Source organism: Janthinobacterium agaricidamnosum (assembly GCF_003667705.1).
In the GTDB taxonomy this organism is placed as follows: Bacteria; Pseudomonadota; Gammaproteobacteria; order Burkholderiales; family Burkholderiaceae_D; genus Janthinobacterium.
This window is the reverse complement of sequence record NZ_CP033019.1, coordinates 5,559,086-5,584,012: the sequence shown is the minus strand read 5'-3', so window position 1 is coordinate 5,584,012 and position 24,927 is coordinate 5,559,086. Positions and strand designations below refer to the sequence as shown.

Below are 24,927 nucleotides of genomic sequence, written 5' to 3'. Positions count from 1 at the left end.
TCGTCTATTTCCAACAGGGTTTCCCCCATGAGCATACATAAAATCGCCGTCATCGCCGGTGACGGCATTGGCAATGAAGTCATGCCGGAGGGCTTGCGTGTAATTGAAGCGGCCGCCCGCCGTTTCAATATCGACCTGCAGTTTACGACGATGGCATGGGCCAATTGCGACTATTACCTGGAACACGGGCAAATGATGCCCTCGGACTGGTTCGCGCAGCTCAAGGATTTCGACGCCATCTATTTTGGCGCCGTGGGCTGGCCGGACAAGGTGCCCGATCATATCTCGCTGTGGGGTTCATTACTGAAGTTCCGGCGTGAATTCGACGAATACGTCAACTTGCGTCCCGTGCGGCTGATGCGGGGCGTGCCATGTCCGCTGGCGAATAAAAAGCCGGGCGATATCGACTTTTATGTGGTGCGTGAAAATACGGAAGGAGAATATTCATCCGTGGGCGGACGCATGTTCGAGGGGACCGAGCGCGAAATGGTGCTGCAGGAATCCGTGTTTACGCGCAAAGGCATCGACCGCATCCTGAAGTATGCGTTTGAGCTGGCGCAAAGCCGGCCTAAAAAACACCTGACATCGGCGACCAAGTCGAATGGCATTGCCATCAGCATGCCGTATTGGGATGAACGGGTGGAAGCGATGGGCCCGAGCTTTCCCGAGGTCTGCTGGGATAAATACCATATCGACATCCTGGCGGCTCGCTTTGTATTGAGTCCCGAACGTTTCGACGTGGTGGTCGCTTCGAATCTGTTTGGCGACATATTGTCTGACCTGGGACCTGCGTGCACGGGAACGATTGCCATCGCACCATCGGCCAATATCAATCCGGAGCGTACATTCCCCTCCGTCTTTGAGCCGGTGCACGGTTCCGCGCCCGATATCTATGGCCAGAATATCGCCAACCCGATCGGCATGATCTGGTCGGGCGCCATGATGCTGGACTTCCTCGGTAATGGCGATGCCAATTACACGGCGGCGCATGACGCGATTGTGCACGCCATCGAGCGGGTGCTCGAGCATGGTCCGCGTACGCCGGATATGGGCGGCAGCGCCAGTACGACCGATGTGGGCATGGCGGTTGCCGAATTGCTGAAATAAAGCTTGCCGCCCTTGAGTGGCTTTGCTATAGTTCGCCTCCCCAATGAGACGCAGTGGTTTTAGCGAAACAGAGGGAGCCGGATGCAGTAGCAAACGGCAAAAAAGAAGGTTGACGAATTAGCCGAAACGCTTCATACTCTTCCTTCTTCGCAGCTGACAAACACAACGCTTTGTCGATAGCGCGAAAGTAGCACCGAATACAGTTCTTTAACAATTAACAGTCGATAAGTGTGGGCATTTGATGTAAGTGCAGCAGTGATCTTCGGATCGCTGTAAAACTTAAAATATCAAATGTTCACAAGAAATAATGAAATAGGATACTTCTTCGGAAGTAGCCTGTCAGTTTTTTGAGTGAGCAAATCTTTTGCAATGTAAAAGATTTGGATGGTAGTGATGCTGTCCGACCTGTCAGAAATGACATTAAACAGAGATTAAACTGAAGAGTTTGATCCTGGCTCAGATTGAACGCTGGCGGCATGCCTTACACATGCAAGTCGAACGGCAGCACGGAGCTTGCTCTGGTGGCGAGTGGCGAACGGGTGAGTAATATATCGGAACGTACCCTGGAGTGGGGGATAACGTAGCGAAAGTTACGCTAATACCGCATACGATCTACGGATGAAAGTGGGGGATCGCAAGACCTCATGCTCGTGGAGCGGCCGATATCTGATTAGCTAGTTGGTAGGGTAAAAGCCTACCAAGGCATCGATCAGTAGCTGGTCTGAGAGGACGACCAGCCACACTGGAACTGAGACACGGTCCAGACTCCTACGGGAGGCAGCAGTGGGGAATTTTGGACAATGGGCGAAAGCCTGATCCAGCAATGCCGCGTGAGTGAAGAAGGCCTTCGGGTTGTAAAGCTCTTTTGTCAGGGAAGAAACGGTGAGAGCTAATATCTTTTGCTAATGACGGTACCTGAAGAATAAGCACCGGCTAACTACGTGCCAGCAGCCGCGGTAATACGTAGGGTGCAAGCGTTAATCGGAATTACTGGGCGTAAAGCGTGCGCAGGCGGTTTTGTAAGTCTGATGTGAAATCCCCGGGCTCAACCTGGGAATTGCATTGGAGACTGCAAGGCTAGAATCTGGCAGAGGGGGGTAGAATTCCACGTGTAGCAGTGAAATGCGTAGATATGTGGAGGAACACCGATGGCGAAGGCAGCCCCCTGGGTCAAGATTGACGCTCATGCACGAAAGCGTGGGGAGCAAACAGGATTAGATACCCTGGTAGTCCACGCCCTAAACGATGTCTACTAGTTGTCGGGTCTTAATTGACTTGGTAACGCAGCTAACGCGTGAAGTAGACCGCCTGGGGAGTACGGTCGCAAGATTAAAACTCAAAGGAATTGACGGGGACCCGCACAAGCGGTGGATGATGTGGATTAATTCGATGCAACGCGAAAAACCTTACCTACCCTTGACATGGCTGGAATCCCCGAGAGATTGGGGAGTGCTCGAAAGAGAACCAGTACACAGGTGCTGCATGGCTGTCGTCAGCTCGTGTCGTGAGATGTTGGGTTAAGTCCCGCAACGAGCGCAACCCTTGTCATTAGTTGCTACGAAAGGGCACTCTAATGAGACTGCCGGTGACAAACCGGAGGAAGGTGGGGATGACGTCAAGTCCTCATGGCCCTTATGGGTAGGGCTTCACACGTCATACAATGGTACATACAGAGCGCCGCCAACCCGCGAGGGGGAGCTAATCGCAGAAAGTGTATCGTAGTCCGGATTGTAGTCTGCAACTCGACTGCATGAAGTTGGAATCGCTAGTAATCGCGGATCAGCATGTCGCGGTGAATACGTTCCCGGGTCTTGTACACACCGCCCGTCACACCATGGGAGCGGGTTTTACCAGAAGTAGGTAGCTTAACCGTAAGGAGGGCGCTTACCACGGTAGGATTCGTGACTGGGGTGAAGTCGTAACAAGGTAGCCGTATCGGAAGGTGCGGCTGGATCACCTCCTTTCTAGAGTTTGCACGAACCAGTTAAATGGTTCACGCATCAAATGTTCACACTTATCGGCTGTTAATAAGAGAAGAAACAGTAGTCGTAGAAGTTCCGCGTTGGGGCTGTAGCTCAGCTGGTTAGAGCACCGTGTTGATAACGCGGGGGTCGTTGGTTCGAGTCCAACCAGCCCTACCAGTAAGACCCGAGTCGTAGAAATATCCTGGGGGATTAGCTCAGCTGGGAGAGCACCTGCTTTGCAAGCAGGGGGTCGTCGGTTCGATCCCGTCATCCTCCACCAAGTACTTTGAAAGTGCAAACGTAAGCCAGTCAACAAGACTTGGGTTTAGGTTTGATCTTTTAGCGATCAAAGCTGTTTCGTTCTTTAACAATCTGGAAGAAGTAAAGATTATTTATTGATCGGTTTGCCGTAAAAAGCGAATCGATGGGTAATGATTGTATGTATCAACAAACAAGCAACAACGTTGTACTTTCTTATCCCTGTAGCGCTCTTTGATCACCTCGGTGATCAGAGGCTAACGTTATAGGGACAAGCGAATAAGTGCACATGGTGGATGCCTTGGCGATTACAGGCGATGAAGGACGTAGTAGCTTGCGATAAGCTGCGGGGAGTGAGCAAACACACTTTGATCCGCAGATTTCCGAATGGGGCAACCCACCCTTTTAGGGTATTGCATACTGAATACATAGGTATGCAAGGCGAACGCGGCGAACTGAAACATCTAAGTAGCTGCAGGAAAAGAAATCAACCGAGATTCCCAAAGTAGCGGCGAGCGAAATGGGAAGAGCCTGTACGTGATAGTCGGACCGATAACAGAATCCTCTGGAAATAGGAGCCATAGTGGGTGATAGCCCCGTATGTGAAATCGGACCGGTGGTACTAAGCGTACGACAAGTAGGGCGGGACACGTGACATCCTGTCTGAATATGGGGGGACCATCCTCCAAGGCTAAATACTCGTAATCGACCGATAGTGAACCAGTACCGTGAGGGAAAGGCGAAAAGAACCCCGGAAGGGGAGTGAAATAGATCCTGAAACCGTGTGCATACAAACAGTAGGAGCGGACTTGTTCCGTGACTGCGTACCTTTTGTATAATGGGTCAGCGACTTACATTCAGTGGCAAGGTTAACCAGATAGGGAAGCCGTAGAGAAATCGAGTCCGAATAGGGCGATCAGTCGCTGGGTGTAGACCCGAAACCAAGTGATCTACTCATGGCCAGGATGAAGGTGCGGTAACACGCCCTGGAGGTCCGAACCCACTAATGTTGAAAAATTAGGGGATGAGCTGTGGGTAGGGGTGAAAGGCTAAACAAACTTGGAAATAGCTGGTTCTCTCCGAAAACTATTTAGGTAGTGCCTCAAGTATCACCATCGGGGGTAGAGCACTGTTATGGCTAGGGGGTCATTGCGACTTACCAAACCATTGCAAACTCCGAATACCGATGAGTGCGAGCTTGGGAGACAGACGTCGGGTGCTAACGTCCGGCGTCAAGAGGGAAACAACCCAGACCGCCAGCTAAGGTCCCAAAGATTGGCTAAGTGGAAAACGAAGTGGGAAGGCTAAAACAGTCAGGATGTTGGCTTAGAAGCAGCCATCATTTAAAGAAAGCGTAATAGCTCACTGATCGAGTCGTCCTGCGCGGAAGATGTAACGGGGCTAAGCCAGTCACCGAAGCTGCGGATATTGTTCTGTGATTTATCACAGATATATATGGTAGGAGAGCGTTCTGTAAGCCTGCGAAGGTGTCTTGTAAAGGATGCTGGAGGTATCAGAAGTGCGAATGCTGACATGAGTAGCGATAATGGGGGTGAAAAGCCTCCACGCCGTAAGCCCAAGGTTTCCTGTTCAACGTTCATCGGAGCAGGGTGAGTCGGCCCCTAAGGCGAGGCAGAGATGCGTAGCTGATGGGAAGCAGGTTAATATTCCTGCACCGTCGTATGATGCGATGGGGGGACGGATCGCGGAAGGTTGTCTGACTGTTGGAATAGTCAGTTTCTGTCTCATAGAAGGCGCTTAGGCAAATCCGGGCGCGCAATTCAAGGGGATGGGACGAGTGAATTTATTCACGAAGCAATCGGAAGTGGTTCCAAGAAAAGCCTCTAAGCTTCAGTCATACGAGACCGTACCGCAAACCGACACAGGTGGGCGAGATGAGTATTCTAAGGCGCTTGAGAGAACTCGGGAGAAGGAACTCGGCAAATTGGTACCGTAACTTCGGGAAAAGGTACGCCCCGGTAGCTTGATTGGTTTACTCCATGAGGGTGAAAGGGTTGCAATAAACTGGTGGCTGCGACTGTTTAATAAAAACACAGCACTCTGCAAACACGAAAGTGGACGTATAGGGTGTGACGCCTGCCCGGTGCTGGAAGATTAAATGATGGGGTGCAAGCTCTTGATTGAAGTCCCAGTAAACGGCGGCCGTAACTATAACGGTCCTAAGGTAGCGAAATTCCTTGTCGGGTAAGTTCCGACCTGCACGAATGGCGTAACGATGGCCACACTGTCTCCTCCCGAGACTCAGCGAAGTTGAAATGTTTGTGATGATGCAATCTACCCGCGGCTAGACGGAAAGACCCCATGAACCTTTACTGTAGCTTTGCATTGGACTTTGAACCAATCTGTGTAGGATAGGTGGGAGGCTTTGAAGCGGGGACGCTAGTTCTCGTGGAGCCAACCTTGAAATACCACCCTGGTTTGTTTGAGGTTCTAACCTTGGTCCGTTATCCGGATCGGGGACAGTGCATGGTAGGCAGTTTGACTGGGGCGGTCTCCTCCTAAAGTGTAACGGAGGAGTTCGAAGGTACGCTAGATACGGTCGGACATCGTGTTGATAGTGCAATGGCATAAGCGTGCTTAACTGCGAGACTGACAAGTCGAGCAGGTACGAAAGTAGGACATAGTGATCCGGTGGTTCTGTATGGAAGGGCCATCGCTCAACGGATAAAAGGTACTCTGGGGATAACAGGCTGATTCCTCCCAAGAGTTCATATCGACGGGGGAGTTTGGCACCTCGATGTCGGCTCATCACATCCTGGGGCTGTAGCCGGTCCCAAGGGTATGGCTGTTCGCCATTTAAAGTGGTACGTGAGCTGGGTTTAAAACGTCGTGAGACAGTTTGGTCCCTATCTGCCGTGGGCGTTGGAAATTTGAAGGGGGCTGCTCCTAGTACGAGAGGACCGGAGTGGACGAACCTCTGGTGTACCGGTTGTCACGCCAGTGGCATTGCCGGGTAGCTAAGTTCGGAAGAGATAACCGCTGAAAGCATCTAAGCGGGAAACTTGCCTTGAGATGAGATTTCCCAGAGCCTTGAGCTCTTTGAAGGGTCGTTCGAGACCAGGACGTTGATAGGCTGGGTGTGGAAGTGCAGTAATGCATTAAGCTAACCAGTACTAATTGCCCGTACGGCTTGTCCCTATAACCTTAGCAGGTACAGAGGATAAGACGGTACAACGTTGCGTGTGTGTTGATACCATTCATTACCCCAATCTTTGCTTCTTCCAGATTCATGGCCTTGTCGTCCTACAGGAGACAAGCGTCAGTACAAGTTATGCCTGATGACCATAGCAAGTTGGTCCCACCCCTTCCCATCCCGAACAGGACCGTGAAACAACTTTGCGCCGATGATAGTGCTGCAACCAGTGTGAAAGTAGGTTATCGTCAGGCTTGTTATACGCAGTAAGAGAAAAACCCGTCAAGCAATTGGCGGGTTTTTTTTCGTCTGTGCTTTTGTGTCGGTGGCTGTCGGCTTACGCGCGCGGCGCTAAGCCGACCTACGCCGACCCCCATGGCGACAGCACAAGCTCATGAGTTTGCGGCATGGAGGGTCTGACCCCGGCTGTTCATCAGCTGCCAATGCAACAGACGAAAAAAAGGCAGCGCTGCGCGCTGCCTTTGTCATTTATCAAACCAATTAAAAGTGATAAGCGACTTTGACGTTCATGTAATTGACGCCGCTGTTCGGTTTCTTGTAGCCGCCGTTCGAGAAATGCTGGATTTTCGCAGCGACTTCCCATTTGTTATTGAAGACATACCCGATGCCGATATGGTCGCCGAACTGGAAGTGGGTCGACAGGCGGTTATCGTCGTTATCGTACAGCTTGGACAGCATGTGCACGCCAATGCCGCCTTCCGCGTAGAAGCCCAGCTTATTCGTGTTTTCAAAGCGGAAAACAGGGGTAAAGCCCAGATCCCACAGTTTTTGATGCTGGCCAGGGACGTTGCGATAGCTCTTGCCATCCCAGCCGCCGATGCTGGCATCCCAGTAGCCGCTCAGCTGCGTGCCATTCGATACAAACCAGGCCTTATCCCAGTTCGAGGTCACGCCAGCACGCAACATCTGCACTTTGACGCCCTTGGCATATTCGCCGTAGACGGAGTCGATCAGTTTGTCGTCGGCGGCAAAGCCGGCGTTGGCCGCCATCAGCGCGGTAACGGCGGCGATGGATTTGAGGAGATTCTTCTTGAAGAACATAGAGGCTTTCATCGTAAAATTGGCCGTTAGGCTTGTCTTGTTTGTACAGGCACCTTGCTTTGCATGCCGCTCTCGCCACTTGTTGATCTCAGGGGTTCAATTGACATTCTCTACAAAAATCGCATTTCTTGGTATCGGTCTGATGGGGGATCCGATGGTCCGGTGCCTGCTACGCGCTGGATATTCTGTCACAATTTGGAATCGCACGCACAGCAAGGCCGAAGTCCTGCGTGCGGCAGGGGCGCAGCCGGCCGTTTCCGTGGCTGAGGCGGTCAATGGTGCGGACGTGGTCATCTCGATGCTGGAAGCCGGTCCCATCGTGGCGCAGGTGCTGCAAGAAGCGCTGCCGGCCCTGGCAACTGGCGCGATCTGGATCGACATGAGCTCCACCAGACAATCAGAAGCCCAGCAATTCCATACCACTCTGCACGCCGCTGGCCATGGCTTCATCGATGCGCCCGTGTCGGGCGGCGTCGGCGGAGCGCAGGCGGGTACCCTGGCCATCATGGCCGGCGCCAGCACCGGCGATTACGCCCGTGTGGAAACTATCCTGGCGGCGATGGGGCGCCCGACTCTGGTGGGCCCGGCCGGCAGCGGCCAGGTTGCCAAGCTGTGCAATCAGCTGATCGTCGGCGCGACATTGACTATCGTGGCGGAAGCCTTGCTGCTGGCCCAGGCGGCCGGCGCCGATGCGAGCGCCGTACGCGCCGCTATTCGTGGCGGTTTTGCCGAGAGCAAGATTTTGGAGGTGCATGGCCAGCGCATGCTGGAGCGCAACTTTGTTGCCGGTGGCCAGGTGAAGAGCCAGATCAAGGATATGCACAACATCCTCGCGGCGGCCGAGGCGGCCCACGTCACCTTGCCGGTGACGCAACTGGTGACGCAGCGCTATGAAACCCTCGCCACCAGCCACCCGACGGCAGACCATGCGGCGGCCTTGCTGGCCCTGGAAGCGTTGAATCCGGGTCAGCGTTTGGGCACTGGTCCGGATAAGCTGAGCTGAATCAAGCGACGGGCAGGCTCGCTTCGGCCAGCTTGACCCAGAAACTGGCGCCGATCGGCAGCAGATTGTCGTTGAAGTCGTAGCTGCCATTGTGCAAGACGCACGGACCCAGGCCGTGGCCGCCATCGCGGTGCTCGCCATCGCCATTGCCGATGAAGATGTAGCAGCCAGCCTTTTCCTGCAGGAAAAAGGCGAAATCTTCCGCGCCCATGGTCGGTTCGACATTCGCGTTGACCTTGTCCGCGCCCACCACGCTTTTCATCACGTCGACGGCAAACGCCGTTTCCTTCGCATGGTTGACCAGCGGCGGATAGTTGCGCTTGAAGAGGAAATCGACTTCCGCGCCAAAAGCGGCGGCCGTGTGCACGGCGATGTCGCGCATGCGCTCTTCGATCAGGTCCAGCACGGGCGTGGTAAAGGTGCGCACGGTGCCGACCAGGCTGGCGTCATCGGGAATCACGTTGGTGGCACTGCCCGCATGGATTTGCGTGATCGACAGCACGGCCGTGTCGAGCGGACTCTTGTTGCGCGTGATGACGGTTTGCCAGCTCTGGGCGATTTGCACGGCCACCATCACGGGGTCGATGCCTTTGTGAGGCTGGGCCGCATGCGCGCCCTTGCCCTTGACGGTGACGTGGAATTCATTGCTCGACGCCATCATCGGGCCTTCCACCACGCTCAGGGTGCCCGTTTCCGCGCCCGGCCAGTTGTGCATGCCGTAGATGGCATCCATGGGAAAGCGGGTAAACAAGCCGTCTGCTATCATTTCGCGCGCGCCGGCACCGCCTTCTTCCGCCGGCTGGAAGACGAGGTAGACGGTGCCGTCGAAGTTGCGGTGTTGCGCCAGGTAATGGGCGGCACCGAGCAGCATGGCCGTGTGGCCGTCGTGGCCGCAGGCGTGCATCTTGCCCGGGTGGCGCGAGGCATGCTCGAAGGTATTCATTTCTTGCATCGGCAAGGCATCCATGTCGGCGCGCAGGCCGATGGCGCGTGTCGAGGTACCATTTTTGATGATGCCGACCACGCCAGTGCGGCCCAGGCCGCGTACCACGGGAATGCCCCATTCCGTCAGTTTGGCGGCGACCACGTCCGAGGTGCGCTGTTCTTCGTAGCACAGCTCGGGGTGCGCATGCAGGTCGCGGCGGATACCTTGCAGTTCGGATTGAAACGCCAAGATCGGATCAACTAGTTTCATGGGACTCTCCTGTGGATGCTGGCACGCAGCAATGTATGGCGCGCCGGACCGCGCTTGTTTGATCAAAAACAGACGCGGCTAATAATGCATTGTAGCCCTTGTTTGCGGGGTAAATCCAGCGCACGGACCAGCTTGCCCTGACGCCAACAGCAAGCGCGCGGAATGGTTTACAGTATCGCCTTCCCCCAACGTTTTTGGATTACCCGATGACCACCACCCAAGTGCGCGCCGCCTGCCCGCTCGATTGCCCCGATACCTGCGCCTTGCTGGTCACCGTGACCGATGGGGTGGCCACCGCCGTCAAGGGCGATCCCGACCACCCGACCACGGCTGGCGTGCTGTGCACCAAGGTATCGCGCTTCACGGAACGCACCTACCATGCGGACCGGCTGCTGCATCCGCTGCGCCGCGTGGGCAAGAAGGGCGAGGGCAAGTTCGAGCGCATCAGCTGGGAAGAAGCATTGCAGACCATCGCCGCCCGATTGAAACCGATCGCCGCGCGCGATCCGCAGGCGATCTTGCCGTACAGCTACTGCGGCACCATGGGCCTGGTGCAGGGCGAATCGATGTCTTCGCGCTTCTTCAACCAGCTCGGCGCTTCCCTGCTGGACCGCACCATCTGCGCGTCGGCCGGCGCCACGGGCTACCGCTACACGGTGGGCGCCAGCATCGGCACGGACCTGGAGCAGTTCCAGAACGCGAAATTGATCATCATCTGGGGCGGCAATCCCATCGCCTCGAACCTGCACTTCTGGATGCGCGCGCAGGAAGCCAAGCGCAACGGCGCCACCCTGATCGCCATCGACCCTTACCGTTCGCTGACGGCAGAAAAATGCCATCAGCATATCGCTTTGCTGCCGGGCACCGATGCGGCCCTGGCGCTGGGTTTGATGCATGTCTTGATCACCGAAGACCTGGTCGACCATGATTACATCGAACGCTACACGGTCGGCTACGATGCCTTGAAACAGCGCGCTTTGGCGTGGCCGCCCGAGCGCGCGGCCGAGGTGTGCGGCATCACGGCCACGGAAGTGGTGAAACTGGCGCGCCTGTACGGCCACGCTTGCCGTTCCGGCGAGGGCGCCGCCATCCGTGCCAACTATGGCGTGCAGCGCGTGCATGGCGGCGGCATGGCCGTGCGCAATATCGCCTGCCTGCCGGCCCTGACGGGTGCCTGGCGCCATCCGGCCGGCGGCATGCAGCTGTCGAGCTCGGGTTCCTTCCCCGTCAACCGCAAGGCCTTGCAGCGCCCCGACTTATTGAAAGGCACGCCGCGCACCATCAACATGAGCACTATCGGCGACGATTTATTGAAAGAAAGTTCCGCCGAGTTCGGCCCGCAAGTCGAGGCAGTGATCGTCTACAACTCGAATCCGCTGGCCGTGGCGCCCGATTCGTCGAAAGTGGCGCAGGGTTTTGCCCGCGAAGATTTGTTTACGGTCGTGCTCGAGCACTTCCAGACCGATACCGTCGATTACGCCGACATCGTGCTGCCCGCCACCACGCAGCTGGAACATGTCGATGCGCATTCCACCTACGGCCATTTGTACATGATGGCGAACAATGCGGCCGTGGCGCCGCTGGGCGAAGCGAAGGCGAATACGGAAATCTTCCGCCTGCTGGCCCAATACATGGGCTTTGATGACCCGTGCTTCCAGGAAAGCGACGATGCGCTGGCGGCCAAGGCCTTCGATGCGACGGATGCCCGTGCCGTGCATTTCGACTGGGAATCGCTGAAACGCACGGGCTGGCAAAAGCTGGCCATGCCCGAGGCGCCCTTTGCCGAGGGTGGTTTCCCCACGCCATCGGGCAAGTGCGAGTTGTATTCCAGCGCCATGGCGCAGGCGGGACTCGATCCCTTGCCGACCTACATTGCGCCGCACGAATCGCCAGCGAGCAATCCCGCGCTGGCGGCGCGTTTCCCGCTGGCCATGATTTCGCCGCCGGCGCGCAACTTCCTCAATTCCACTTTTGTGAACGTGAAAAGCCTGCGCGCGGCCGAGGGCGAGCCGCACCTCGATATCCACCCGGACGATTGTGCCGCGCGCGGCATCGCGGCCGGCGACATGGTGCGCATCTTCAATGACCGTGGCAGCTTTGTCGCCAAGGCCAGGGTCACGGACAAGGCGAGACGTGGCCTGGTGGTGGGCTTGTCCGTGTGGTGGAAAAAGCTCGCCAGCGATGGCAAGAACGCCAATGAAGTGACGAGCCAGCGCCTGACGGACATGGGCCGCGCACCCACCTTTTATGACACGCTGGTCGAAGTGGAAAAGGTTGCCTGACATGGCCCGCTGGCCGGCCCGCCTGCTTGTCGGCATGCTGTGCCTGCCGCTGGGCGGCTGCACGCAGCTGCGCTACTACACGCAAGCGGCGCAGGGGCAATATGCGCTGTGGTCCGGCGCGCGCCCCGTCGATGCCTGGCTCGATGACCCGGCCACCGAACCGCGCCTGAAAATGCGCCTGGCCAAGGCGCAGCAGATCCGCCGCTTTGCCGTCAGCGAACTGGATTTGCCGGACAATGGCAGCTACAAGAATTACGCGGCCCTGCGGCGCCCATTCGTGCTGTGGAACGTGGTGGCCACGCCGGAATTGTCGCTGCAGCCGCTGCAATGGTGTTTTCCCATCGCCGGCTGCGTGAATTACCGCGGCTATTACAGCAAGGATGAGGCGCTCGCGTATGCCGACGAGCTGCGCGCCCAGCATTACGACGTGCAGGTGGGCGGCGTGCCCGCGTATTCCACCCTGGGCTGGTTCGACGATCCCCTGCTGTCGACCTTTATCAACTACAACGATGCGGAACTGGCGCGCCTGATTTTCCATGAGCTGGCGCACCAGGTGGTGTATGTGCCCGGCGATTCGGCCTTCAACGAATCGTTTGCCAGCGCCGTGGAAGAGGCGGGCGTGCAGCACTGGCTGGCGCGCGAGGGCAATGACGCGATGCGCGCGTCGTACGCCCAGTATGCTGCGCGGCGCCAGGATTTTCTGGCCCTGCTGCTGAAGTATCGGGGGGAACTGGACGCCGTGTATGCGAGCGACGCCAGCGATGCGGAGAAGCGCGCGCGCAAGGCGCAGGTGTTTGCAGCATTGAAAGACGCGTATCAGGTGCTCAAGCAAAACTGGGGCGGTTTTGCCGGTTACGACCGCTGGTTCGAGCAGCCATTGAGCAATGCGCACCTGGCTTCGGTGTCTACCTACAATGAATTTTTGCCTGCCTTCAAAAAATTGCTGGAAGAAAAAAAGAACTTTCGTGCTTTTTATGCTGCAGTGCACACAATGGCCCAGCTCAAGAAGCCCGAGCGCAGGCATGCGCTGGAACAATTGTCCAGCCCCTGACCCGTAAAGATTGTCCAGTACGCCGAGGCAAGCGATTCGGTAACAGCGTATTTATCGTGCTGCAATGCAGCATAAAAAGGCCTTAGAGTTGCTGCTCGAATACTGTTGAAAGCGCTTGCATGGAAGCGCGGCGCCCGATAGCATCGCATTAGTAGCATAGAGCAATTGCTCGTCAGAATGCTCAAACTGACTGCAGGACGACAGAATCCGCAGCGATGATCCGCGTCGGCAAGATGCGCCGGCTCCCCCACGATTATTCGAGACAAGAGGCACAGGATGGAAAAAATTTGGCTGAAGTCGTATCCTCCCGGCGTCCCCGCCGACATCGATCCTGATCAATATCGTTCGCTGGTGCATTTGCTGGAAGAAGCGTTTCAAAAATATGCGGATCGCAATGCCTATGTCTGCATGGACAAATTTCTCACCTATGCCGAACTCGATACCTATTCGCGCCAGCTGGGGGCCTTTCTGCAAAGCCGTGGGCTGAAGAAGGGGGCCAGGGTGGCCCTGATGATGCCGAACGTGCTCCAGTATCCGGTCGCGATCGCGGCCGTGCTGCGCGCCGGCTACACGGTGGTCAACGTCAACCCTTTATATACGCCGCGCGAACTTGAGCACCAGCTCAACGATTCGGGCAGCGAAGCGATCATCGTGCTGGAAAATTTTGCCCATACGGTCGAGCAAGTATTGAGCAAGACGGCCGTCAAGCACATTGTCGTCGCCAGCATGGGCGAAATGCTCGGTGGCTTGAAGGGCATGATCGTCAATTTTGTCGTGCGCAACGTCAAGAAGATGGTGCCCGCGTATTCCTTGCCGAACGCCATGCGTTTCAAGCAGGCGCTGGCGCTGGGCAGCCGCATGAAGCTCACGCCCGTCGAGCTGAGCATCAACGATCCCGCTTTCCTGCAATATACGGGCGGCACGACGGGCGTGTCGAAAGGCGCGACCTTGAGCCACCGCAATGTGATCGCCAATGTGCTGCAAAGCGAAGCGTGGTCGGGCGCGGCGCTCGACCAGAACAGCAAGGAACAGATGATCGTCGTCTGCGCCTTGCCGCTGTACCATATCTTTGCCCTGACGGCCTGCGCCATGTGGGGCACGCGCGTGGGCGCCCTGAATATCCTGATCCCGAATCCGCGCGATATCCCGGGCCTGATCAAGGAACTGGGCAAGTACAAGTTCAACCTGCTGCCTGCGGTCAATACGCTGTATAACGCGCTGGTCAATCACCCCGATTTCGCCAAGCTCGATTTCTCGGGCTTGAAGATCGCCAATGGCGGCGGCATGGCGGTGCAGCAAGCCGTCAACGACAAGTGGCTGCAGGTGACGGGCGTGTCCATCATCGAAGGCTATGGCTTGTCGGAAACGTCGCCCGTCGCCACCTGTAACCGTGCCGACAGCACGGCGTTTTCCGGCACCATCGGCTTGCCCGTGCCATCGACCGATATCGCCATCCTCGACGATGACGGCAAGGAAGTACCGCTGGGCCAGACGGGCGAGATCGCCATCCGTGGCCCGCAAGTGATGAGCGGCTACTGGAACCGTCCCGATGAGACGGCCAAGGTCATGACACCGGACGGCTATTTTAAATCGGGCGACGTGGGCATCATGGACGAGCGCGGCTACGTGAAGATCGTGGACCGCAAGAAAGACATGATTCTCGTCTCCGGCTTCAATGTGTATCCGAATGAAGTCGAAGCCGTCATCGCGGCCCATCCGGGCGTGCTCGAATGCGCGTGCGTGGGCGTGCCCGATGAACACTCGGGCGAAGCCGTGAAAGTATTTGTCGTGCGCAAGGACCCGAACCTGACCCAGGCCGTGCTGGCCGCGTATTGCAAGGAGCAGTTCACGGGCTACAAGCGGCCGAAATACATCGAATTCCGCGATGAACTGCCGAAGACCAACGTCGGCAAGATTTTGCGTCGCGCCTTGCGCGATGAAACGAAGATAGCAGCATAAACAGTGTGGATGCGCCAGGAGGCGCATCCCTTTTACAGATAAAGATGAGGCGAGATGGACAAGATTTGGTTGAAGTCGTACCCGGACAGCGTGCCCGCAGAGATTGATTGCACGCAATACCGTTCCGTCACGCATTTGCTGGAAGAGTCGTTCCAGAAATATGCGGACCGCAATGCTTTCGTGTGCATGGATAAATTCCTGACCTACCGCGAGCTCGACCAGTTGTCGCTGCAGATGGGCGCCTGGCTGCAAAGCAAGGGGCTGCAACGGGGCGCGCGCGTGGCGATCATGTTGCCGAACGTGCTGCAATATCCGGTGGCCATGGCGGCGATCCTGCGCGCCGGCTACACGGTGGTGAACGTCAATCCGCTGTACACGCCGCGCGAACTGCAGCACCAGCTGGTCGATTCGGGCAGCGAAGCGATCATCGTGCTGGAAAACTTCGCCACGACGGTCGAACAGGTGTTGCCGCATACCCAAGTCAAGCATGTGATCGTCGCCACCATGGGCGACTTGCTGGGCGGCTTGAAGGGCACCATCGTCAACTTCGTCGTGCGCAAGATCAAGAAAATGGTGCCTGCGTTCTCCCTGCCGAACGCCATCAGTTTCAACAAGATGCTGGCCGAGGGTGCACGCTTGAGCCTGACGCCGGTGCAGCAGGGGCATGACGATATCGTCTTCCTGCAATACACGGGCGGCACGACGGGCGTCTCAAAAGGCGCGATGCTGTTGCACCGTAACGTGATTGCCAACGTATTGCAAAACGAGGCGTGGATGGCGCCCGTGATGACCAAGGAAATGCGCGCCACCTCGATGGGATTCATGTGCGCCTTGCCCCTGTATCACATCTATTCGCTGACGGTCAGCGCTTTGATGGGCATGCGCGTGGGCGGCTTGAACGTGCTGATTCCCAACCCGCGCGACATCCCTGGTTTCGTCAAGGAATTGAGCAAGCACAAGATCGTCGTCTTCCCGGCCGTCAATACCTTGTACAACGCGCTGCTGAACAATGCGGACTTCGCCAAGCTCGATTTCTCCAGCTACAAAGTGTGCAATGGCGGCGGCATGGCCCTGCAGCGCAACGTGGCCGAACGCTGGCTGAAACTGACGGGCTGCCCGCTGATCGAAGGCTATGGCATGTCGGAAACGTCGCCCGTGGTGACGGGCAACCGCGTCGATATCACGGAATTTACGGGCACCATCGGCTTGCCTTTCCCGTCGACGGAAGTGGCGATTCTGAATGATGACGGCGTGGAAGTGCCGCTGGGCGAGCCCGGCGAAATCGCCGTGCGCGGCCCGCAAGTGATGGCGGGATATTGGCAGCGTCCGGACGAGACGGCCAAGTCGATGACGGCCGACGGCTACTTCAAGACGGGCGACGTGGGCGTCATGGACGAGCGTGGCTATGTAAAGATTGTCGACCGCAAGAAAGACATGATCATCGTCTCCGGCTTCAATGTGTATCCGAACGAGGTGGAAGACGTGGTCGCGTCCTGCCCTGGTGTGCTCGAATGCGCCTGCATAGGCGTGCCGGACGCCAACGCGGGCGAAGCCGTGAAAGTGTTTGTTGTGCGCAAGGACCCGAACCTGACGGTGGAGCAGATCCGCGAGCATTGCAAACATGAATTGACGGCTTACAAGAAACCGAAATACATCGAGTTCCGCGATGAATTGCCGAAGACGAATGTCGGCAAGATATTGCGCCGTCAATTGCGAGACGAAAAGAAAGTAGCTTAATTCGCCGCCAAGGCCGTGTCCGCCGCTACGGCTTGCCGTGGCCTGGCGGGTAGGCCGAAACAGGGGCGCAGCCAGTGCACTTTGCTGATCAGCAGCGACGTTGCCAACCAGCAAGTCGCCACCGTGCCAGCCAGTATCAGCAGCGGTTCCAGCACGGGACCCAGCTTCAGCGGCACCAGCCAGTAAGCCAGCAGGATAATCGCGCTCTGGTGCAGTAGGTACCAGGGAAACACGGCCTGGCGCGCCCATGGCAGCCAGGCAAAAGGTTTATTCAGCAAGGTGTGCGACCAGCCCAGGATGGCGCAGATGGCCAGCCACATGTACAGATTGCGCATGGGCCAGGAGCCGAACGCGGCCCAGGTCAGCAGGTTCTCCGAATATATCTGGTCGAAAAACATATACACGGCAAACGCGCCCAGGCCCAGCCACAGCGTATGCCAGCGCAAGCGCGCCAGTTCCGCCCACAATCCCTTGTCATTGCCCAGCCACCAGCCATACAGGAACAGCGTGAAATACATGGCGTGCGCATACCAGTCGCGCACCAGCGCATGGGTTTCCGGATAGCGCATTTTGAGGAAAACCATGGCCGCCAAGGGTGGCAGGGCAGGCAGGACGAGCAATTGCCATCCGCGCAAGCGCTGGAACCGGGGGCGCAGCGCCGTCAGCAGCGGTTGCAGCGCCACCAGTACGATGATGTACAGCAGCAAGTACACGAGATACCACAGGTGGTTCCAGGTAAAGCCATATTGCCAGCCATCGAAGGCGCCTGCCGGCCAGGCATGGCCGCCAAAGTAATGCAGCAGGAACCGCCCATATCCAGGCTCGACCAGGCCCTTGCTGACCCCTTCGCAATACGGCTGGATGGGAATGATGACGGCCATGCCGAACAGCAGCGGCAGCAGCAGCCGCTTGGTCCTGCGCCACAGGAAGGCGCCGCGCGAGGCCTGCGTCATCATGGCGCACGAGACGCCGGAGATGAGGAAGACGATTTCCATGCGCCAGCGGTTGAGGAAGATCAGCGGCATGTTCAAGGCATCGGTGGCGTAGCTGCTGTGCATGTGAAAGTGCCATCCATCCATGTACAGCAGGGCAGTGTGATAGACAATCAGCAGGCTGAAGACGAGAAAGCGCAAGGCGTCGATATCGTGACGGCGGGAGGCTATGGTCATGATCGTGGGCGAGTGGTGAAGGAAGCCTCAGCATAGGCAGCGACGGGGCAGCGTGCCAGCGAAATGGGACCAGCGGACGGCTGGCTGGGACGAATGGATCGCCTGGGACGGGTGTGGGACCTTACAATCATGTAACTCATTCAAGCCCCGAAACCATGCATATCGCTTCCACTGACCTGTTGCAACGTTATCAACGCTGGCGCCGCGTGGCCGAGCCGGGATTCTGGATCGTGCTGTATCTGCTGCAGGCCAGCGTCAACAGCTGGCTGGTCTGGCTGGACCTGCGGCGCGCCGGCGTCAATACGCCATTCTGGGAAGTGGCCGTGTGGGAGTGGAGCAGCAATCTGGTGCTGCTGGCGCTGGTGCCCGTGGTCGTGCTGGCGGGACAGTACCGGCCGCTGCACCTGGTGTTCCAGCGCCAGAACCTGCGCTGGCACCTGGCCGCGTCGGTCGCCTACAGCCTGGTGCATGTGGCGGCCATGGTGGCCTTGCGCAAACTGGCGTACTGGAGCGCCGGCAGCGATTACGATTTCGGTCATTGGTGGCGCGAGTTGCCGTATGAATACCTGAAAGATGTGCGTGCTTACTTCCTCGTCCTGCTGGCCGTGGGCTTTTACCAGTTGCTGCTGATGCGCTGGCAAGGCGAGGCGACCTTGCTGGGCGAGCCCGATGAAGGACCCGCCGTGGAACCGGTGCAGCAGCCGGAGCGGTTTCTGGTGCGCAAGCTGGGCAAGGATTTTCTGTTGCCTGCTCTTGAGATCGAATGGATACAAGCCTGGGGCAACTATGTGAACCTGCATGTGCGCGGGCACGATTACCCGCTGCGTTCGACCATGGCCGCCATCGAGCGCCGCCTCGACGGCAAGCGCTTTGTGCGCGTGCACCGCAGCTATATCGTCAACCTCGATTTCGTGCAGGCCATCATACCGCTGGAATCGGGCGACGCGCGCGCCGTGCTGTCCACGGGCGGCGAAGTGCCCGTCAGCCGGCGTTACCGCGACGCCTTGAAAAGCGTAGCTTAGCTGCGTTGCAGGCCCGCCTTGCCGTCCTGCACGGTGAAGCTGGCCAATGTCGCGATGCCGGATGTGCTGTCGCGTACATTTTCCAGGCCCTGGAACAGAGCCGTGCTTTTTTCTGGCGTGATCTCCAGCAACATATAGCCGCGCTTGTCGCTGCGTCCGTAGCGGATGTGCGGGTTCATCGCCACGTACTGGTCGGTGCGCGCCTGCGGGCGGGAACTCGACGTGATCGAGGTGCCGCAAAACTCGGTCGCCAGCACGGGATTATCCTTGTAGGTGGGCCGCATGGCGTTGCGGCTCAGTTCCGTCGCATAAAAGGTGTGCACGTCGCCCGACAACACCAGCGGATTGCTGGCCTTGCTGCTGCGCAAGGCGTCGAGCAGATGCTGGCGCGCCATGGGATAGCCGTCCCAGCCATCGGTCCAGACGCGCTCGTCGCCGGGCCGCACGATGGGCACCTGGCTCGATTGCGCCATCAGGGTTTGCTGGGCCAGGATATTCCAGCGCGCCGGGGAATCATCGAGACCGGCTTGCAGCCAGCGCTGCTGTTCCTCGCCCAGCATGGTGCGGTCGGGTTTGAGCAAGTCGGGACAGTTGCGCGTGGTGACGGAATTGGAGCCGCCACGGCCCGGTCTGGCGCAGGCGTGGTAGGCGCGGTATTGCCGGTCATCGAGCACGTGGAAGCGTGCCAACCGGCCCCAGTCGTAGCGCTGGTAGATGCGCATGTCGACAAAGCCGCGACGCCCCAGCGGCAGCAGGCGCAGCGGCATGTGTTCATAAAACGCCTGGTAGGCGGCCGCGCGGCGCTGCAGGAAGGTGGGCGTGAGCAACTCGTCGCGGTCGTTGCCGTAGTCGTTGGCCACTTCATGGTCGTCCCAGGTGACGATCCACGGCGCGGCCAGGTGCGCGCCCTGCAAGTCGCGGTCGCTCTTGTATTGCGCATAGCGGGCGCGGTACTCGTCCAAGGTAAAACTTTCATGCGTGCGCACGGCCCGGTCCGGGTGCTGCAGCTGGTACGGCCCCCACTCATAAATGTAATCGCCGAGGAAGGCCACGAGGTCGGGCGCCGCCGCCGCGATGTGCCGGTGCGCCCCATACGCGCCGAATTCCCAGTGCTGGCATGAGGCGACGGCCAGTTTCAGCGAGGCAGGCATGGAGGCGGGCTCGGGCGCCGTGCGCGTGCGGCCCACGGGACTGACGGCGTCGCCCAGCATGAAGCGGTACCAGTACCAGCGTCCGGGCGCCAGACCGCCCGCGTCGACGTGCACGCTGTGCGCGAGGGCCGGCATGGCCGTCGCTTGCCCCTTGGCGGCGATGCGCCGGAAAGCCTCGTCTTCGGCCACTTCCCAGCGCACGTTCAGGGCGATGGCGGGCGTGGCGGCTGCGTGCAGCGGGTCGTAGCAGATGCGCGTCCACAGCACGACGGCGTCGGGCAAGGGCGAGCCGGAAGCGACGCCGAGCGCAAACGGATAAGCCGTGCCGTTCAGGCGCGTGGCGGCGCCGGCGCTGGAACCGGACAGCACAGTGCCGGCCGCGGCCAGCGCCGTGATGCGCGCAGCGCTCAGCAAGAAGATGCGGCGCTGGCTATCCATGGTGTGGAATGATTACGACAATCAAGACGCCAATAAGGTCTCGATCGGCGGCACCTTGCGCGGCTTGCGGTCGGAGTCCGTCGCCACGTAGATCAGGGTCGCTTCCGTGACTTTTACGATGCAGGCCTGCAGGCGGTTGCGCTCGGCATACACCTCGACATTGACGGTGATCGAGGTATTGCCCACCTTGACGATGTCGGCGTAGAAGGACAGCAGATCGCCGACGAAGACGGGATTTTTGAAGACGAAGGAATTGACGGCGATGGTGGCGACACGGCCGTTGGCGCGCCGCGTGGCCGGCAGGGAGCCGGCGATATCGACTTGCGCCATGATCCAGCCGCCGAAGACGTCGCCGTACACATTGGCGTCGGACGGCGCGGGCATCATGCGCAATTCCGGCATTTTTCCGGCGGGCAGGCCGGAGGCGAGGCAGTTGTCGGGACGGTCTGGGGAGGTGCTCATCTTTTATTCTCATGAAAGGCTACAATTGCTGCGATTGAACCATAAAAAGCCGACCTTCGCCATGCGCCGTTCCCAGACTCCCCCTCCGCCCCGCTCGCCAGCTTCCGCCAGCCACAGCGATTTCGCCACCATCAAGACCTTGCTGCCGTACCTGTGGGTCTACAAATGGCGAGTGCTGCTGGCGCTGCTATGCCTGGTGGGCGCCAAGCTCGCCAACGTGGGCGTACCCCTGATCCTGAAAAAACTCGTCGACGCCATGACGATCACGGCCGCGCATCCGCAAGCGCTGCTGGTGCTGCCCGTCGGCTTGCTGGTGGCGTACGGCTTGCTGCGCCTGTCGACCACCTTGTTTACGGAATTGCGAGAATTCCTGTTCGCCCGGGTCACGCAGCGGGCCGTGCGCACCATCGCCCTGCAAGTGTTCCGCCACCTGCATGCGCTGTCCCTGCGTTTCCATTTGAACCGCCAGACGGGCGGCATGACGCGCGATATCGAACGGGGTACGCGCAGCGTCGGCTCGCTCATTTCCTACACCCTGTTCAACATCCTGCCGACCCTGGTGGAAATCACCCTCGTGCTCGGCTATCTGGTCTTGCATTACGACATCTGGTTCACCGTGATCACGGCGGTGGCGCTCGTGTCGTACATCGCGTTCACCGTGCTGGTGACGAACTGGCGCACGCATTTCCGCCGCACCATGAACGACCTCGACTCGAAGGCGAATACCAAGGCCATCGATTCGCTGATCAACTATGAAACCGTAAAATATTTCGGCAACGAGGATTACGAAGCGAAGCGCTATGACGAAGGCTTGCAGCGCTACGAATCGGCCGCCGTGAAATCGCAGACCTCGCTATCCCTGCTCAATACCGGGCAGTCCTTGATCATCGCCACGGCCGTCACCTTGATTTTGTGGCGCGCCACCGTGGGCGTGATCGCCGGCACGATGACCCTGGGCGACCTGGTGCTGGTGAATGCCTTCATGATCCAGCTGTACATTCCCCTCAATTTCCTCGGCGTCATTTACCGCGAAATCAAGCAAAGCCTGGCCGACATGGAGCGATTGTTTTCCCTGCTGAACGAGAACCGCGAAATCGCCGATACGCCGGACGCCAAACCGCTCGTCACGCGGGGTGCGGCCGTGCGTTTCGAGCACGTGAATTTCAGCTATGAAGCCAAGCGGCAAATCCTGTTCGAAGTGGATTTCCAGATCCCCGCCGGCACGACGACGGCCGTGGTGGGGCACAGCGGCTCGGGCAAGTCGACCTTGTCGCGTTTGCTGTTCCGCTTCTATGAAGTCGATGGCGGCGGCATCACCATCGATGGCCAGGACTTGCGCAATATCACGCAGGATTCCCTGCGCGCGGCCATCGGCATCGTGCCGCAGGATACGGTGCTGTTCAACGACACCATCGAATACAACATCGCCTACGGCAAGCCGGGCGCCAGCAAGGAAGCCATCGTGGCGGCAGCCAAAGCCGCATCGATCCATGATTTTATTGAAAGCTTGCCAGATGGTTACAGCTCCATGGTGGGCGAGCGGGGCTTAAAACTGTCGGGCGGCGAAAAGCAGCGCGTGGCGATTGCCCGCACCTTGCTGAAAGACCCGGCCATCCTGATCTTCGATGAAGCCACTTCGGCGCTCGACTCCAAGGCCGAACAGGCGATCCAGTCGCAGCTGAAGGAGATTGCCAAAAACCGCACCACTTTGGTCATTGCGCACCGTCTGTCGACGGTGGCCGACGCCCAGCAAATCCTCGTGCTCGACCATGGCCGCATCGTCGAGCGGGGCACGCATCCGCAATTGCTGGCGGCGGATGGCCTGTATGCGCAGATGTGGCAACGCCAGCAGGCGAATAGGGACGATGAGGCGGAAGAGGACGAGTTGGCGGGGTTGGCGCCAGCAAAATAAATCATGAATGGGAAATCAGTAGGAAAAATGCTACAGCCGCGCCGATTCAGGCGCGCGTATAGCGCCTATTTGAGGGCAATCGCAGAAAACGGCTGGTCCGGCGCTGAAAATGAAATAAAATTAATTCCATTGGTGGCGTCTGCACCACAGTTGTTTCGTTCGGAATCGATTCCGTTTGTCCGCCCAGGAGAATTTATGAAATTGACCAAAATCATCGCCACGCTGCTCAGCGTCGGTGTCATCAGCAGCATGTCGCCAGTCCAGGCTCAGGAATTGACCGGCACCTTGGCCAAGATCAAGAAAGCCGGTTCCGTCACCCTCGGCGTGCGCGACGGCTCCGTGCCCTTCTCCTATCTCGATGACAAGCAGCAATACCAGGGTTATTCGATCGACCTGTGCATGAAAGTCGTCACGGCCCTGCAGAAACACCTGGGCATGAGCGAACTGAAAGTGGTGATGAGCCCCGTCACTTCGGCCAACCGCATCCCGCTGATGGCCAACGGCACCATCGACCTCGAATGCGGCTCGACGACGAACAATCTGGAGCGCCAGCAGCAGGTGGCGTTCGCCCCCACCATGTTCGTCATCGGCAACCGCGTGCTGTCGAAAAAATCCTCGAACATCAAGACCCTGGAAGACTTGCGCGGCAAGACCCTGGTCGCCACGGCCGGCACGTCGACCATCAAGCAGATGACGATTTTGAACAAGGAAAAGAACCTGGGCATGACGATTGCCGTCGGCAAGGATCATCCCGAGTCGTTCCTGATGCTGGAAACGGGTCGCGCGGTGGCCGAAGCCAACGACGACATCTTGCTGGCGTCGCAGGTGGCCAACTCGAAGAACCCGAACGACTACGAAATCACCAAGGAAGCGCTGTCTGTCGAACCGTACGGCATCATGCTGCGCAAGGGCGATCCGGCCTTCAAGAAAGTGGTCGACGATGCGCTGATCCGCCTGTACAAGAGCGACGACATCAACCGCATTTATGCGAAATGGTTTACCTCGCCGATCCCGCCGAAAAACATCAACCTGAAATTCCCGATGCCGCCGCAACTGAAGGCCGTGTTTGCCAATCCGACCGACTCCGGTGACCCGGCCGCATATGCGGCCGTACCGGAAGCGCAAAAGACTTCGGACAAACGGAAAAAGTAAAGATTGCGTAACAAACCGGGAGGCGCAAGCCTCCCGATTTATTTGCGGGACGGGTGGCCGGCTGGCCGCTGTCCTCGGGCTGCATGCGAAGGATGATCATGAATTACAACTGGAATTGGCGCATCTTCTGGGAGATTTCTCCCGATGGCGTGGGCACGTATATGGACACCTTGTGGTCCGGCCTGGTCTGGACCCTGGCCACGGCCGGTGCGGCATGGATCATGGCATTGATATTGGGCCTGGTGGTCGGCACCATCCGCACCCTGCCGAATAAATGGCTGGTGGGCGTAGCCAATGCCTACGTTGAATTGTTCCGCAACGTGCCGCTGCTGGTGCAGATGTTCCTCTGGTATTTCGTCATGCCGGAATTGCTGCCGCCGGACCTGGGCGCCTGGGTCAAGTCGCTGCCGAATGCACCATTCGTCACGGCCGTGCTGTGCCTGGGATTCTTTACCTCCTCGCGCGTGGCCGTGCAGGTGACGACGGGCATCGAGGCGCTGCCGCGCGGGCAGAAACTGGCCGGCACGGCGCTGGGCCTGACCCTGCCGCAAACCTACCGTTTCATTTTGCTGCCGATGGCCGCGCGCGTCATCCTGCCGCCGCTGACCAGCGAATTTTTGAACATCATCAAGAACAGTTCCGTGGCGCTGACCATCGGTCTGATCGAGCTGACGGCCAGCGCGCGCGCCATCCAGGAGTTTTCCTTCCAGGTGTTCGAGGCGTTTTCGGCCGCCACCATCATCTACGTCGTCGTCAACCTGCTGGTCGTGGTGCTGATGCACCTGATCGAGAAAAAGGTCGCCATCCCCGGCTTCATCGTCGCCGGCGCCAAGACGGGAGGACACTGAT

General features: G+C 58.4%; 15 protein-coding genes, 2 tRNA genes and 3 rRNA genes. 15 read left to right on the top strand and 5 right to left on the bottom strand.

What is annotated here, in order from left to right; genetic code table 11:
• Positions 1 to 27 precede the first annotated feature (27 nt).
• From D9M09_RS25270 to rrf, 6 genes are all read left to right on the top strand, one after another.
• Complete coding sequence (locus tag D9M09_RS25270) at positions 28 to 1,107, top strand: tartrate dehydrogenase (protein ID WP_070223768.1); 1,080 nt, start codon at positions 28 to 30, stop codon at positions 1,105 to 1,107.
• Positions 1,108 to 1,540: 433 nt separating this feature from the next.
• Positions 1,541 to 3,071, top strand: a 16S ribosomal RNA gene (locus tag D9M09_RS25265).
• 100 nt (positions 3,072 to 3,171) lie between these two features.
• Positions 3,172 to 3,248, top strand: a tRNA-Ile gene (locus tag D9M09_RS25260).
• A 27-nt stretch (positions 3,249 to 3,275) separates the two neighbouring features.
• Positions 3,276 to 3,351: transfer RNA gene (locus D9M09_RS25255), tRNA-Ala, on the top strand.
• Positions 3,352 to 3,598: 247 nt separating this feature from the next.
• Positions 3,599 to 6,488 (top strand): 23S ribosomal RNA (locus D9M09_RS25250).
• A gap of 136 nt (positions 6,489 to 6,624) precedes the next feature.
• Positions 6,625 to 6,737: ribosomal RNA gene (rrf, locus tag D9M09_RS25245) — 5S ribosomal RNA — on the top strand.
• The 16S, 23S and 5S rRNA genes sit together here with 2 tRNA genes alongside, the layout of an rRNA operon.
• Before the next feature lie 247 nt (positions 6,738 to 6,984).
• Here rrf and D9M09_RS25240 read toward each other — a convergent pair.
• The gene (locus tag D9M09_RS25240) at positions 6,985 to 7,557 is read right to left on the bottom strand and encodes an acyloxyacyl hydrolase (protein ID WP_227742064.1); all 573 of its coding nucleotides are present in this window, start codon (positions 7,555 to 7,557) and stop codon (positions 6,985 to 6,987) included.
• Positions 7,558 to 7,645: 88 nt separating this feature from the next.
• Between D9M09_RS25240 and D9M09_RS25235 the strand changes: the two genes are divergently transcribed.
• Positions 7,646 to 8,548: an NAD(P)-dependent oxidoreductase gene (locus D9M09_RS25235; protein ID WP_227742190.1), complete on the top strand. Its 903-nt coding sequence runs from the start codon at positions 7,646 to 7,648 to the stop codon at positions 8,546 to 8,548.
• 1 nt (position 8,549) lies between these two features.
• On the opposite strand, the gene D9M09_RS25230 is transcribed toward D9M09_RS25235, so the two are convergent.
• Complete coding sequence (locus tag D9M09_RS25230; RefSeq protein WP_070220722.1) at positions 8,550 to 9,743, bottom strand: M20 aminoacylase family protein; 1,194 nt, start codon at positions 9,741 to 9,743, stop codon at positions 8,550 to 8,552.
• 206 nt (positions 9,744 to 9,949) lie between these two features.
• On the opposite strand from D9M09_RS25230, the gene D9M09_RS25225 reads away from it, so the two are divergent.
• The 4 genes from D9M09_RS25225 to D9M09_RS25210 all read left to right on the top strand — a co-directional run bounded on the left by D9M09_RS25225 (position 9,950) and on the right by D9M09_RS25210 (position 16,772).
• Entirely contained in the window at positions 9,950 to 12,025 is a 2,076-nt protein-coding gene (locus tag D9M09_RS25225) for a molybdopterin-containing oxidoreductase family protein (protein ID WP_070220720.1), read from the top strand.
• Position 12,026: 1 nt separating this feature from the next.
• On the top strand, positions 12,027 to 13,076 hold the full coding sequence (locus tag D9M09_RS25220; protein WP_121670648.1) for an aminopeptidase: 1,050 nt from the start codon (positions 12,027 to 12,029) through the stop codon (positions 13,074 to 13,076).
• Positions 13,077 to 13,352: 276 nt separating this feature from the next.
• The gene (locus D9M09_RS25215) at positions 13,353 to 15,035 is read left to right on the top strand and encodes a long-chain fatty acid--CoA ligase (protein ID WP_070220716.1); all 1,683 of its coding nucleotides are present in this window, start codon (positions 13,353 to 13,355) and stop codon (positions 15,033 to 15,035) included.
• A gap of 54 nt (positions 15,036 to 15,089) precedes the next feature.
• A complete protein-coding gene (locus tag D9M09_RS25210) occupies positions 15,090 to 16,772 on the top strand; it encodes a long-chain fatty acid--CoA ligase (RefSeq protein ID WP_121670647.1) in 1,683 nt (560 codons plus the stop codon).
• Here the strand turns inward: D9M09_RS25210 and D9M09_RS25205 are convergent.
• On the bottom strand, positions 16,769 to 17,941 hold the full coding sequence (locus tag D9M09_RS25205) for an acyltransferase family protein (protein ID WP_070220713.1): 1,173 nt from the start codon (positions 17,939 to 17,941) through the stop codon (positions 16,769 to 16,771). The two genes, D9M09_RS25210 and D9M09_RS25205, sit on opposite strands and share 4 nt — an antisense overlap.
• 155 nt (positions 17,942 to 18,096) lie before the next feature.
• Between D9M09_RS25205 and D9M09_RS25200 the strand changes: the two genes are divergently transcribed.
• Positions 18,097 to 18,963 (top strand): LytTR family DNA-binding domain-containing protein, encoded by an 867-nt coding sequence (locus D9M09_RS25200; protein WP_070311535.1) that lies wholly within the window; start codon positions 18,097 to 18,099, stop codon positions 18,961 to 18,963.
• On the opposite strand, the gene D9M09_RS25195 is transcribed toward D9M09_RS25200, so the two are convergent.
• Both D9M09_RS25195 and D9M09_RS25190 read right to left on the bottom strand, forming a co-directional pair.
• A complete protein-coding gene (locus D9M09_RS25195; RefSeq protein ID WP_121670646.1) occupies positions 18,960 to 20,552 on the bottom strand; it encodes an alkaline phosphatase D family protein in 1,593 nt (530 codons plus the stop codon). The genes D9M09_RS25200 and D9M09_RS25195 overlap by 4 nt on opposite strands.
• Positions 20,553 to 20,573: 21 nt before the next feature.
• Positions 20,574 to 20,939: an acyl-CoA thioesterase gene (locus D9M09_RS25190; RefSeq protein ID WP_226939493.1), complete on the bottom strand. Its 366-nt coding sequence runs from the start codon at positions 20,937 to 20,939 to the stop codon at positions 20,574 to 20,576.
• Between the two features lie 136 nt (positions 20,940 to 21,075).
• On the opposite strand from D9M09_RS25190, the gene D9M09_RS25185 reads away from it, so the two are divergent.
• From D9M09_RS25185 to D9M09_RS25175, 3 genes are all read left to right on the top strand, one after another.
• On the top strand, positions 21,076 to 22,926 hold the full coding sequence (locus D9M09_RS25185) for an ABCB family ABC transporter ATP-binding protein/permease (RefSeq protein ID WP_121671240.1): 1,851 nt from the start codon (positions 21,076 to 21,078) through the stop codon (positions 22,924 to 22,926).
• Between the two features lie 195 nt (positions 22,927 to 23,121).
• Complete coding sequence (locus D9M09_RS25180; RefSeq protein WP_070220709.1) at positions 23,122 to 24,078, top strand: amino acid ABC transporter substrate-binding protein; 957 nt, start codon at positions 23,122 to 23,124, stop codon at positions 24,076 to 24,078.
• A gap of 98 nt (positions 24,079 to 24,176) precedes the next feature.
• Positions 24,177 to 24,926, top strand: a complete 750-nt coding sequence (locus D9M09_RS25175; RefSeq protein WP_121671239.1) for an amino acid ABC transporter permease — start codon at positions 24,177 to 24,179, stop codon at positions 24,924 to 24,926.
• The last annotated feature ends 1 nt before the right edge of the window (position 24,927 follow it).

Excerpts from the sequence above, each read along its gene's own strand:
- D9M09_RS25205 (WP_070220713.1), bottom strand. The coding sequence starts at position 17,941 with ATGACCATAGCCTCCCGCCGTCACGATATCGACGCCTTGCGCTTTCTC.
- D9M09_RS25175 (WP_121671239.1), top strand. The coding sequence starts at position 24,177 with ATGAATTACAACTGGAATTGGCGCATCTTCTGGGAGATTTCTCCCGAT.
- D9M09_RS25215 (WP_070220716.1), top strand. The coding sequence starts at position 13,353 with ATGGAAAAAATTTGGCTGAAGTCGTATCCTCCCGGCGTCCCCGCCGAC.
- D9M09_RS25210 (WP_121670647.1), top strand. The coding sequence starts at position 15,090 with ATGGACAAGATTTGGTTGAAGTCGTACCCGGACAGCGTGCCCGCAGAG.
- D9M09_RS25190 (WP_226939493.1), bottom strand. The coding sequence starts at position 20,939 with ATGATGCCCGCGCCGTCCGACGCCAATGTGTACGGCGACGTCTTCGGC.
- D9M09_RS25270 (WP_070223768.1), top strand. The coding sequence starts at position 28 with ATGAGCATACATAAAATCGCCGTCATCGCCGGTGACGGCATTGGCAAT.
- D9M09_RS25225 (WP_070220720.1), top strand. The coding sequence starts at position 9,950 with ATGACCACCACCCAAGTGCGCGCCGCCTGCCCGCTCGATTGCCCCGAT.
- D9M09_RS25200 (WP_070311535.1), top strand. The coding sequence starts at position 18,097 with ATGCATATCGCTTCCACTGACCTGTTGCAACGTTATCAACGCTGGCGC.
- D9M09_RS25230 (WP_070220722.1), bottom strand. The coding sequence starts at position 9,743 with ATGAAACTAGTTGATCCGATCTTGGCGTTTCAATCCGAACTGCAAGGT.
- D9M09_RS25195 (WP_121670646.1), bottom strand. The coding sequence starts at position 20,552 with ATGGATAGCCAGCGCCGCATCTTCTTGCTGAGCGCTGCGCGCATCACG.
- D9M09_RS25220 (WP_121670648.1), top strand. The coding sequence starts at position 12,027 with ATGGCCCGCTGGCCGGCCCGCCTGCTTGTCGGCATGCTGTGCCTGCCG.
- D9M09_RS25180 (WP_070220709.1), top strand. The coding sequence starts at position 23,122 with ATGAAATTGACCAAAATCATCGCCACGCTGCTCAGCGTCGGTGTCATC.
- D9M09_RS25185 (WP_121671240.1), top strand. The coding sequence starts at position 21,076 with ATGCGCCGTTCCCAGACTCCCCCTCCGCCCCGCTCGCCAGCTTCCGCC.
- D9M09_RS25240 (WP_227742064.1), bottom strand. The coding sequence starts at position 7,557 with ATGAAAGCCTCTATGTTCTTCAAGAAGAATCTCCTCAAATCCATCGCC.